We start from the raw sequence: 10,868 nt of genomic DNA on the forward strand, positions 1-10,868 counted from the left end.
CTTTTAACGAACTATTCATCAATATCTCGATGAACTTTTTCATCTTTTGGTGAAAAGCGCTTTTTCTGTTCGGGATGATTGTGAACAGGTCTTCGACTTAGCTTGGAAAACGGCAGTCGAATAATCGTATCCTTTAAATCTCTAACCCTTGTTGGATAAAAGGGCTCTAAATATGGTCTCCCTAATGAGGTTAACTGCAATAAATGTCCTGCAAGAAATGAAAAACAGAGAACAATTCCAATTAAGCCCCAAGCATGTGCAAAGAATAAGAACGGAAATCTGATCAAACGTATTGTGTTACCGAATTGATAGGTTGGAGTGGTAAATGAAGCCAAGGCGGCCAAGGCAACCATAATTAACAAAACATTACTAGTTAACCCCGCTTCAACCGACGCAGTCCCGATAACGATCCCGCCTACGATACCAATGGTTTGACCTACCTTCGTTGGAAGTCTTGCTCCAGCTTCCCTGAGTAATTCAATGGTCAACTCAAGAAACAGAGCTTCTAATATCGGAGGTAAGGGAATCGCTCTTCTAGACGTAATTAATGTTGCCAGTAAATCCTTTGGAATTAATTCATAATGATACGTCAAAGTCGCGACGTATATAGGTGTAATCAATATAGAGAAGGCAATGGATGCAATTCTGACAATCCGAATGAAGGAAGCAGCATACCAATTTAATAAATAGTCCTCAAATGTAGAGATGGACTCATTAAACGTAGTAGGACCGATCAATGCATGTGGTGATCGATCGACTAATATGGCTAACTTGCCCTCAGCTAATGCGGTCGCCACCCGATCAGGTCTTTCCGTATCAAGAATTTGTGGAAAGGGGGATCGCTGGTTATCCGCAATAATTTGTGAAATATATGCTGTATCGCCAATCGCATCAAAATCGATTTCATTCAAACGCTGCTTGAGCGTATTTACATTTTCTTCATCTGCAATACCTTCTATATATAAGTAGGCCACTCCAGTATTTGATAAATCACCGATTGTAATTTTTTCAACTCTTAGGCTATCAATCGGCAATCTTTTTCGAATAAGGTAAATATTTGTATCTAACGATTCAACAAAAGATTCTTTCGGACCCACCACACTAAATTCAACTTCAGGTGGAGAAATGGACCGATTTTCATTTTTCATTGCAGGAATCAATACACCATGATGATCTGAATCTGTAAAGTAAATATACACATATCCTGAAGGAAGCTTCTCAGTCAGATCTTTTGGGCTAGTAACATCAATAATTTCCTCAATCGGAATCTTTGATTTTAGCTCCTCCAAGTCACTGATTTGTAGCAAATTCGGTAGGATATATTGATGAATTACTTCCGCATCCACGATACTTGAAAAATAGGAAATAACATACGGAACCTTGCCATGCTCTTTCTTATAAAACACAAAATCAGTTGATTTCCTTAGAGAATCAAACGCTTCCCTTATGGTCGTTATTTCTGGTTTTTTCTCAGATTTTTTGTTACTCCCTTTTTTCATCAAACTACTCACCGAACTTTCACAAAGTAAAAATTATGCTAGGATTATTATCCTTTAAGAGGGAAAAATTATACTTTCTTTACATAAAAAAGACGTAGAGAATAGGTTCTCTACGTCGGACCCGTTATTGTAAATTTCCTGATTTCGCCAGAATATTCCAGCTTTCACCGTGATCAGTAGTTTGGTAAATGTCATTATTAAAACTGACGAATGTGATTTCATGCTCGTTTTTTGGATTGATTGCTGCATACATGACAGCGTCTTCCTTCATCTTCGGCAAGGCAATTCCCTCTTCATTATCATCGGTTAAGTTTCTTATTACAAATGAAGGCTGACCATCATATTCACCGTACAGGAGGCTATTCTCTGTAAAATAAACAATTGTCCCCTGTGTTCCAGTTGTTAGTAACTCAAAGGATTCCCCCTGGTCTTTAGATAAGTAAATTCCGTCTTCACCCGCAGCAGCCAATATATTTTTATCTGTTGGATGTACAGCCAATCCGATGAGTTCTCCTTTTAAACCACTTGCTGCAACTTCCTTCCAATTAGCTCCCTCGTCTTCACTCACATAAAATGCATCAGCCTCCATAACGGAGTTTTTATGTGGACTCATCACAAAGATCTGATGATTGTTATAACCAACCGCCATCAGATGGAAATCCACTTCGGCTTCAAAGCCAAGACTTTGTAAGGTTTGACCATGATCCACACTTTTCATAATGCCAATCGGATTGGGCAGCTTTGAATCTGTTCCCGGATGACCGCTAGAATAAAAACCATCATTGGTGGCGTTAAAACCCATATAATCATTGTTTTCCCTCTTCGTTTTTAACCATGTTCCATTCTCATATATCTTTAACCCGTCATGTGCGGCAAAAAAGGGAGCCGCTTGTCCTCCCACATAACCCAGCCCGTGGATATGATCCATTTTTCCAATGAACGGTTCAAAAAAGTCATGTGATGCGAGCGAGGCTGACGTTGAATCTTCGGTTTCATCCTGTGAATCTGACCCCTGAGTTTCGGTTTGATTTGTTGATTCCTCTAGTTGTTCTGTCTCGTTTTCTTGGCTGCACGCTGTTAATATTAAAAGGCTAATTGCAGCCACTAGTAAAAATTTTTTCATCTGAAAAAGGTCCTCCTCCTTTTAATGTGAACCATGTCCTCCGCTTCCATCTGCTGGAGATATCTCTAACATACTATCAATCATTCCTTGTGTATCCATGGAAACTTCTTTTAAATTCGCTAAAATATAAGCGTGGTTGTATGGCCCCACGGTTGGGTCATCTGTAAACTTTGGTTGAAGAGCACCTAAATATTCATGTACTTCAGTTGTGGCTTCTCCATTCTCCAACCAAAGAAGTGGTGCATGCTTTCCTAAATGGGCAAAAGGTGCTCCAGCGATGGCAAACTCAGGTTGAGCTGTTGTTGTAAAAGCAAACCCATGTCCCGGCTCCGTCACACCCCAGCCAAAACCTGTTTTTTCATCCTTAAACTTAGCAAATGCAATGGATGCTTCCACTGGAGTTTCTCCATCAATACGAGTCACATTTCCATACTCTTGTAAGTTAGCAACAACCTCTTCAGAAATCACTTCTTCAGGTGCCAACACATACATATTTGCTTTATTTCCACGGGATTGTAATGCTTCCACAGTCGCTTGTGGGATGTCATCCTTTGAAACAAATAAAACAGGTTCTGGCATATGAGCAATCCAGTTTGAGGCAATCAGTGAGTATAACTTTGCATCGTCCTCAAGAGAAACGATAATCACACTTTGAGGTAACTCCCCAGCCGTTTCTGCATACTTCTTATCCACTGCTAATGCAAATTCAGCTGGATCGTTTCCGGTAATTTGCTCCACCTTATAATCTTCTAATGCGCCAAGAACCTTCTCGCTAGCATCTCCCATGACCATCACTTCTGTTCCATTGACATTTCCAGTTGGGCTCAGGCGATTAATTTCATGTAATGTTTCTTCAGAAAGCTCTTGATTGTAAAATAATACGGGCCCATTATTCGGATGGTGGATTAAATCCGAACCAGCAAGAGCGATTTGCCATTGGTCAGCAGGTGCTAAAATAACGGTTCCAGGTCGATTATCATTCCCTGTTGCTGGCCATATCGTTTGCGAAACCATAATGGCTGCTTCTTCCAATGTATCAGCATCCAGTCTCGTTACATTTTTCGTGCTTGTAACTAGAAGCTCACTCGTTACTTTACCATTAGTTTCGGTAACCTCCGTATGCTCTCCATGCTCACTTTCTGCTTCCTTTCCTTCTTCACCATTTGAGGTACAAGCAGCTAAAAATGTTAGTAGCAATATACTTATCATACTTGCAAATAGCTTTTTCATTTTTGGAACTCTCCTTTTTCTACAAATTCATAGTGGAAACAAGTTTTACTTTACCAATACTTTGTGCAGATTTTATGCATAAAGTTTGATCCTTTTTTGTCATCTCATAGTTTTGCCTTTTTTTCTCATTCATAAAGTAAGATTTCCATAGTTATTTTGATTACAATATAAGTATGACAGGAAAAGGAGCTTTCACTTTGAAAAAGCTATCAATCAAATTAGGTGCGATTTTCTTTTTATGTATTTTAGGACTTGAATCGTTTATGTTCTTCTTTCTTCACTCAGCTTTAGTCGAATCACGGATACAAGAAGAACTCAATGCCCTTCAAGCTCGCGGGAATTCTCACCGTGCCATTTTAGAGAACCATTTTACCCCAGATACGATTGCTCATGTTGCTTTAATGGAAACAGAATCCACGACAGATGTAGCGGTAACCGATGCTGACTTACAAATCCTTGGGTCCTCGAGTAAGAATAAACAGCTCATAGAAAACGTAAAGCTGCCTTCAAATGAGATTCCTCAAGGAGGACTCATTATCGAGAATGACTGGGAGACAGAACCATTCATTTCTACCGTTAGCTCGTTAGAAAATGAAGGAGAAATCATTGGCTATGTGTTCATGTTTCAAGACACAGAAACCGTCCATTCATTAATCAAGCGATTAAACCAGCATTTTGTCCTTGCTGGGTTCTTAACGGTTGCTCTAACGTTATTTATTATCGCTTTACTTTCGAAGGCAATCACCAAACCTCTTATTAAAATGAAGGATGCTACCTTTCAAATCAGCCAAGGTAACTACTCCATCTCTTTACCTGAAACAGGGAAAGATGAACTTGGCGATCTCGCAAAATCGATTGAATCACTAGCACATGATCTGACCTTTTTAACGCAAGAGAGAAATGACTTTCTGGCAAGCATATCGCATGAACTACGAACACCGATCACTTATATAAAAGGGTATACCGAAATTATCCTGAAACGGGATCTTTCTGAGGTAGAAAAACAGAACTATCTATCGATTATTCTTGAAGAAACGAACCGATTAAATGATTTAATCAAGCAATTATTCGACTTAGCCAAAATGGACCAAAATTCCTTTCTGATTGAAAAAACGGAAGTCAACCTAAAGGAGATTCTTGAAAAAGTGGAAGTCAAACTAGCCCCAGCATTTAAGGAGAGGGAAATGACTCTTCACATCACTTGCCAAAAGGATTTCTTTTTACATGCTGACCCAATTCGAATGGAACAGATTTTTTTAAACTTGTTGGATAATTCGATGAAATATTCTGGAGCTGGCGGGATAACAAACGTGTCGGTTGAACTAAAGAAAAGCCAGCTTTTTGTGACGATTCGTGATACTGGTAACGGCATTCCTGAAGAGGATTTACCACATATTTTTAATCGCTTTTACCGGGTAGATAAATCGCGGACTCGATTGCTAGGTGGGGCAGGTCTCGGGCTTTCCATTGTCAAAGAATTAGTAAATAAACATAATGGAACAATTACGGTGAAAAGCCAAATCCAAGAAGGAACGGAATTTCAAATGATGTTTAGGGGAGCGTGGAGTGATGAAAACGATCTTACTGGTGGACGATGAGCAACGAATGTTGGATTTATTAACCCTTTATCTAGAGCCAAAAGGGTACAAATGTGTACCACACACTTCTGCTTTAGAGGCACTTAACTATCTATTATCCTATCAGGTTGACCTCGTTCTTCTTGATATCATGATGCCTGAGATGGATGGTTGGACTCTTTGTGCAGAAATCAGGAAAAAATGGAATCTTCCTATTATCATGTTAACGGCACGCACAGATAAGACCGATGTGGTGAAGGGACTTGATATTGGAGCGGATGATTATATCTCGAAGCCATTTGATGAAGACGAACTACTTGCTCGAATTGGGGCAGTATTAAGAAGACAGAAGTCGACAAGCCCACTTCTAACGTTTAAAGGGCTCATATTAAATCTAGAATCCTTTGATCTGCATTATGAAAAAACACCGATTTCATTAACCCCAAAGGAATTTTCCATGATGGAGCTATTTTTAACTCATCCTAATCGGGTATTTACACGTGACCATTTAATCACCAGCATTTGGGGACATGGAGTCACCACTGAGGACAGAACGATTGACTCCCATGTCCGGAATCTCCGAGAAAAATTAAGAAAAGCCCATTTCCCTGCTGATGAGCACTTACAAACCGTTTGGGGAGTAGGGTATAAATGGCAGAACGGATAATGGACCCAATACTTTTTATTTTTGCAAGTGTGATTGGAAATGTGCTCATCGCTGTAGCAGGTGTTATTCCGAGTGCCTTTTTGACGGCAGCGAATATTTCAATCCTCGGTTTTGAGGTTGGGTTAGTTGTTTCTATTATTGGAGAAGCACTTGGAGCCATCGTGAGCTTTTGGCTATATAGAAAAGGATTTTCACAGGTGAAGGAGAAGGTGCAGGTCAAATGGAGATGGGTTCGACTCCTTCTAGACTGGTTGTATGAATCAAAAGGTCTTGAAGCTGTTGCCATCGTTCTTATGCTCCGGCTGTTGCCGTTTGTTCCATCTGGTTTCGTGACATTGACTGCTGCGATCGGCAAGATGAATATCGTCGCTTTTGGAATAGTGAGTACCCTTGGAAAAATCCCTTCTTTGTTTATCGAAGCTTATGGTGTTCACCAGGTTCTGAAATTTGACACCAACCTTCAACTCATCTTGGTCGCTGTTGTTATCATGTTATTTGTGATTGGTTTTTTCATAATAAAAACCACCCGTGATAACGGGTGGTTTTCTCTGCGGCTGAAAGCCTTTGTTACTGACCAAACCCTAAAGGGCTACTGAAGGGTTCGCCAAGTGTACTACTTCTACTGGCCAGACCTCAAAGGCCTTCTTCCCTTTTAACCTCGTTTCTTTTTCCTTACTTCTTCACCCGTGAATGGATCAATGTATTCCATCATTGTTAATTGTTCTGCGACTATATCATCTTGTATTTGATTACGTATATATTCTTCAATTACCTTTTTATTTCTTCCAACTGTATCTACATAATATCCTGTGCACCAAAATTTACGATTACCGTACTTGTATTTCAGGTTTGCATGTCGGTCAAATATCATTAAACTACTCTTTCCCTTTAAATAACCTACAAATGCAGATACACTTAGTTTTGGTGGGATGCTCACTAACATATGTACATGATCCTTACATGCTGTAGCTTCAATAATCTCTACACCTTTTCTTTCACATAATGTGCGTAGTATTTCTCCAATATCCTTTTTGATTTTCCCATAGATAATCTGTCTTCTATACTTTGGTGCAAAGACGATGTGATACTTACAATTCCAGGTAGTGTGTGCTAAACTATTATTGTCTTTAGACATGGGACTTCCTCCGTGCTGGTATTTTGGTTGGCGAACCAAAAATATTTTAGCACCATGGGGAAGTTTTTTTAATACCACGCTGAAAGCTTTTTGGAACCCCGGGCCTAGCCCGGGGTTTTCGTTTCCATAAAAAGGCGTCCCCGCGATTAATTCGAGGACGCTCTTATTATTGGAAAGCTACAACAGCGGAATGATCCACCTGATTTAATAATCTCTGAAAAATCAATTTCGATGACTTCGTAGCCATGGTGCCGGAGAGACTGGTTCACTCCGACATTTTTTGAATGACTAAATACCCTTTTGTTTCCAATCGAAAGAATATTGGTTCCAAGTGACTCCTGTTCCTTTGTTGACACTTCAATTAAGTTATATCTTGAGCGGAGATACTCCTCTTTTTCTTTCGGAAACTCCCCAGGATAAATGAGCGCCTCGGTTGGAGACAAGATATTGAAAATACAATCTAAATGAAGAAACTTATCACTAAAAGGCAGATCAATGATGTTGAAATCGGGGAGCAAGCTTTTAATATGCTGAATAGCTGCCTCAGTCGTGCGATTGCTTACTCCCATGTAAATGGTATCTTGGTCAATAAGCACGTCTCCACCTTCAATATGATCTTCAAAAAGGTCTTTATGCTGAATATCATGCTGGTTTAACCACTGAATAATGTTCTCCTCTTCCCCAACACGTGGCGGATGAGCCATTTTTGCAATAAAAATTTCTTCTCCCAGTGTGAATGCAATATCTCTCGTATACACCGCTTCCGTCATTCCTTCTTTAGGAGTGAGATACTCAACCTCCACTCCATAATCCCTTAGCGCACGAACAAACTCGCCATGCTGACTCATGGCCTTATCGATATGTATGGAAACCTTCTTCGTGTTTTGATTTTCTACATTTCTTATTTTCCCAGACCCCATGTATTTCGGGTGACAAACGATCATCTTTTTTAGCGGATCGTACTCTGTGTAGCAGGATGGTTTCATGGTTGTTTCAGCCTCCTTCCTATAGTTACTATCTCCCTTTATTGATGCCTGATTCGTTTAATGGTTTCTCTTACTTTGTTTTCCTAGATGAAATTTCGATAAAATTATTTTACCTATAACTGAAAAACACACCGGCTAATAATAAATTTCCCCTCTTCTTTTCAGTTGTTTGATTCCATATATTGATAGTAATTAGTTTCTCTACAGGGGGTTCGATATGAACGATAAAATTGTCATCATTACAGGGGCAAATTCGGGGATTGGCAAAGCAGCCGCATTAAAATTTGCGACAGAAGGATATCGAGTAATCATGGCTTGCCGCAATATGGAGAATAGTGCAGCCGTACAAAAAGAAATCATTAACACCACCAAAAATACCCATGTAGATCTGTTGAAGCTTGATATTTCTTCTTTTGATTCCATTCGTACATTTTGTGCAACTTTTAAAGATACATACCCACGCTTGGACATCCTGATCAATAATGCAGCCTACTTAAACCATGGTGAAAAAGAGTATAAACTTAGTCCTGAGCATATCGAATTGTCGTTCGCGACGAATACATTCGGTCCTTTTTTACTGACTCGTTTATTAGCGGATCACTTGGCAAAATCTCAGGACCCTAGGGTGCTTAATGCTTGTACAACAAACATCAAAAACTTCTTCAACCCTAATAGGAAAATCGAGTTTGATAATTTGCGAGGAGAAATGCGCGGCACTCGCTCGTATAGTGTTTATAAAATGTACGGGGACTCGAAAATGGCCCTGCTGATGTTAACCATCAAAATGGCAGAAGAACTTAAAAGCCAGGGAATCAAAGTCAATGCCCTTCAAATTAACCGTGTAAAACTATCAAAAGAGACGATTCATAAAATGAAGTCCTATTGGAGAATACTTGCCTGGACACAAAATCTCACTAATCCTTTACCATCGGGCATGGCCGATAATTACTTCCACATTTGCACCTCAGAAGAATTCAAGAATGTTACCGGCCAACTGATCAACCATAAGAGAGAGTTTGTTGAACCATCAACGTCCGAAAAAGGCTTCACACAAGTAAAGAATATACTTGGTTCAAGCAGATATCCTAGATATGCGACAAATCCTCAAAATGTGGAACAAATATGGAGCTTGAGCACCACGCTCACGGAAGAATAAAAATGGGGTTCATGCGTATCTTTTAGCATGAACCCTTCCTTTTATCCAGCCTTTTTTACAGACTTTATTAGAGCTTGAGACTTTAACTTATGAATATCCTCACGAATGAATAGAGAAAGAACGAGTGCAACTACAAATAATCCCGAAAAGAAGGATAAGCTCCCTGCATAACTTCCAGTCGTATCCTTAATCCAAGCGGCAAACAGTGGACCTGCTAAACCAGCAGCTGCCCATGCGGTTAAAATATACCCATGAATCGCACCTAACTGCTTTGTTCCAAACAGGTCGCCGATATAAGCAGGAATCGAAGCGAAGCCCCCACCATAACAAGTATAAACAACGATCAGCATACCCATAAACAACCATTGAATCGACACTTGTGGCAAGAAAAAGAAGATAACGATTTGCAGTACAAAAAAGGCGGTATACGTGTTAGGTCTCCCAATATAATCGGATAAAGAAGCCCAGCCAATTCGTCCGAGACCATTAAAGATTCCAATCGCACCAACTAACGCAGCCGCTGTGGCCATATCAATCCCAATTGCTTCCATCGCTAACGGCTTGGCCACTGCTAAAATCGCAATTCCACAGGTAATGTTAATGAATAACATGAACCATAAATACCAGAAGCGCTTGGTCTTAACAGCTTGATTCGCTGTTAATTGTGATAAATCCAACGTAGCCTTAGCTTTTCCAGTAGCAATCTTCTCTTTAAACCCCTCTGGCAACCAGCCTTCTTCTGGTTTTTCAAGATATAAAGAAGAGACCACCATGATGAGAAAATAAGAGATTCCTAGAATATAAAAGGTGTTAGCCACTCCAACAGAGGTGATTAATGAGTTCATGATCGGGCTAGCAATCGCTGCTGCAAAGCCAAATCCCATAATCGCTAATCCTGTTGCTAGACCTCTTCTATCAGGAAACCATTTTACGAGAGTGGATACAGGAGCAATATAACCAACTCCAAGCCCAATTCCTCCAAGAGCCCCATAAAAGAAGTACAATAAGAACTTGGATTCCATATCAACGGCAAACCCAGCCCCTGTCATCCCCATTCCGAAGAATACCGCTGCTAGTAGCCCAGCTTTTTTCGGTCCATATTTCTCCACAAAATGCCCTAAAAAGGCCGCTGATAATCCTAAAAATAAAATAGCAATACTAAAGGTTAAAGCCACTTCAGAATCAGACCAACCAAACATCTCTTTTAACGGCGCAGTAAAGTTACTCCATGCATACACGGAGCCAATCGAAATATGAATCCCCACTGCTGATAATGCGATCAACCACCTGTTCTTCCTCACTAACATCTCTCCTTATTAAATTCTAAAAACGTTATGAATGGATCATAACGGATTTTACTTATCTTAGTGTTACTGACGTTTTATTTTGGCAAGAAATTGTCAGAAGCATTTGTCCACAATCTGACGGAAATATTGACCGAAAGAAAGGGGAAGCCCACAACTTTCTTTAGCTTCCCCTTTATCTAAATATCAAC

Annotated in this window: 10 protein-coding genes; 4 read left to right on the forward strand and 6 right to left on the reverse strand. The window is 39.9% G+C overall.

The genetic code is table 11. The features are described 5' to 3' along the window. Positions 1 to 11: 11 nt before the first annotated feature. The 3 genes from ACFFHF_RS16155 to ACFFHF_RS16165 all read right to left on the reverse strand — a co-directional run bounded on the left by ACFFHF_RS16155 (position 12) and on the right by ACFFHF_RS16165 (position 3,852). The gene (locus tag ACFFHF_RS16155) at positions 12 to 1,499 is read right to left on the reverse strand and encodes a spore germination protein (RefSeq protein WP_377058591.1); all 1,488 of its coding nucleotides are present in this window, start codon (positions 1,497 to 1,499) and stop codon (positions 12 to 14) included. Between the two features lie 124 nt (positions 1,500 to 1,623). Next, positions 1,624 to 2,622, reverse strand: a complete 999-nt coding sequence (locus tag ACFFHF_RS16160) for a F510_1955 family glycosylhydrolase (protein WP_377058592.1) — start codon at positions 2,620 to 2,622, stop codon at positions 1,624 to 1,626. Between the two features lie 21 nt (positions 2,623 to 2,643). Then, positions 2,644 to 3,852 (reverse strand): cell wall-binding repeat-containing protein, encoded by a 1,209-nt coding sequence (locus ACFFHF_RS16165; RefSeq protein WP_377058593.1) that lies wholly within the window; start codon positions 3,850 to 3,852, stop codon positions 2,644 to 2,646. 197 nt (positions 3,853 to 4,049) lie between these two features. On the opposite strand from ACFFHF_RS16165, the gene ACFFHF_RS16170 reads away from it, so the two are divergent. From ACFFHF_RS16170 to ACFFHF_RS16180, 3 genes are read left to right on the forward strand one after another with little or no spacing between them, the layout of a single operon-like run. After that, positions 4,050 to 5,450: a sensor histidine kinase gene (locus tag ACFFHF_RS16170; protein WP_377058594.1), complete on the forward strand. Its 1,401-nt coding sequence runs from the start codon at positions 4,050 to 4,052 to the stop codon at positions 5,448 to 5,450. Then, positions 5,422 to 6,096 carry a response regulator transcription factor gene (locus ACFFHF_RS16175; protein WP_377058599.1) on the forward strand — a complete coding sequence of 225 codons (675 nt, stop codon included), beginning with the start codon at positions 5,422 to 5,424 and terminating at the stop codon, positions 6,094 to 6,096. Before ACFFHF_RS16170 ends, ACFFHF_RS16175 begins: the two co-directional genes overlap by 29 nt. Continuing rightward, positions 6,081 to 6,692 carry a TVP38/TMEM64 family protein gene (locus tag ACFFHF_RS16180; RefSeq protein ID WP_377058595.1) on the forward strand — a complete coding sequence of 204 codons (612 nt, stop codon included), beginning with the start codon at positions 6,081 to 6,083 and terminating at the stop codon, positions 6,690 to 6,692. The genes ACFFHF_RS16175 and ACFFHF_RS16180 overlap by 16 nt, the downstream gene beginning before the upstream one ends. 56 nt (positions 6,693 to 6,748) lie before the next feature. Here the strand turns inward: ACFFHF_RS16180 and tnpA are convergent, their stop codons facing one another. Together tnpA and ACFFHF_RS16190 are read right to left on the reverse strand one after the other, a co-directional pair. Further along, on the reverse strand, positions 6,749 to 7,231 hold the full coding sequence (gene tnpA, locus ACFFHF_RS16185; protein WP_160549971.1) for an IS200/IS605 family transposase: 483 nt from the start codon (positions 7,229 to 7,231) through the stop codon (positions 6,749 to 6,751). Positions 7,232 to 7,377: 146 nt separating this feature from the next. Next, positions 7,378 to 8,217, reverse strand: a complete 840-nt coding sequence (locus ACFFHF_RS16190; RefSeq protein ID WP_377058596.1) for a dimethylarginine dimethylaminohydrolase family protein — start codon at positions 8,215 to 8,217, stop codon at positions 7,378 to 7,380. A 217-nt stretch (positions 8,218 to 8,434) separates the two neighbouring features. On the opposite strand from ACFFHF_RS16190, the gene ACFFHF_RS16195 reads away from it, so the two are divergent. Beyond that, positions 8,435 to 9,373, forward strand: a complete 939-nt coding sequence (locus tag ACFFHF_RS16195; RefSeq protein WP_377058597.1) for an SDR family NAD(P)-dependent oxidoreductase — start codon at positions 8,435 to 8,437, stop codon at positions 9,371 to 9,373. A 41-nt stretch (positions 9,374 to 9,414) separates the two neighbouring features. Here the strand turns inward: ACFFHF_RS16195 and ACFFHF_RS16200 are convergent, their stop codons facing one another. Continuing rightward, positions 9,415 to 10,680, reverse strand: a complete 1,266-nt coding sequence (locus tag ACFFHF_RS16200) for an L-lactate MFS transporter (RefSeq protein WP_377058598.1) — start codon at positions 10,678 to 10,680, stop codon at positions 9,415 to 9,417. Between the last annotated feature and the right edge of the window lie 188 nt (positions 10,681 to 10,868).

Origin of the sequence: Robertmurraya beringensis (assembly GCF_042433785.1) — a bacterium.
GTDB lineage: Bacteria > Bacillota > Bacilli > Bacillales > Cytobacillaceae > Robertmurraya_A > Robertmurraya_A beringensis.

Excerpts from the sequence above, each read along its gene's own strand:
- ACFFHF_RS16155 (WP_377058591.1), bottom strand. The coding sequence starts at position 1,499 with ATGAAAAAAGGGAGTAACAAAAAATCTGAGAAAAAACCAGAAATAACG.
- ACFFHF_RS16160 (WP_377058592.1), bottom strand. The coding sequence starts at position 2,622 with ATGAAAAAATTTTTACTAGTGGCTGCAATTAGCCTTTTAATATTAACA.
- ACFFHF_RS16165 (WP_377058593.1), bottom strand. The coding sequence starts at position 3,852 with ATGAAAAAGCTATTTGCAAGTATGATAAGTATATTGCTACTAACATTT.
- ACFFHF_RS16175 (WP_377058599.1), top strand. The coding sequence starts at position 5,422 with ATGAAAACGATCTTACTGGTGGACGATGAGCAACGAATGTTGGATTTA.
- ACFFHF_RS16180 (WP_377058595.1), top strand. The coding sequence starts at position 6,081 with ATGGCAGAACGGATAATGGACCCAATACTTTTTATTTTTGCAAGTGTG.
- tnpA (WP_160549971.1), bottom strand. The coding sequence starts at position 7,231 with ATGTCTAAAGACAATAATAGTTTAGCACACACTACCTGGAATTGTAAG.
- ACFFHF_RS16190 (WP_377058596.1), bottom strand. The coding sequence starts at position 8,217 with ATGAAACCATCCTGCTACACAGAGTACGATCCGCTAAAAAAGATGATC.
- ACFFHF_RS16195 (WP_377058597.1), top strand. The coding sequence starts at position 8,435 with ATGAACGATAAAATTGTCATCATTACAGGGGCAAATTCGGGGATTGGC.
- ACFFHF_RS16200 (WP_377058598.1), bottom strand. The coding sequence starts at position 10,680 with ATGTTAGTGAGGAAGAACAGGTGGTTGATCGCATTATCAGCAGTGGGG.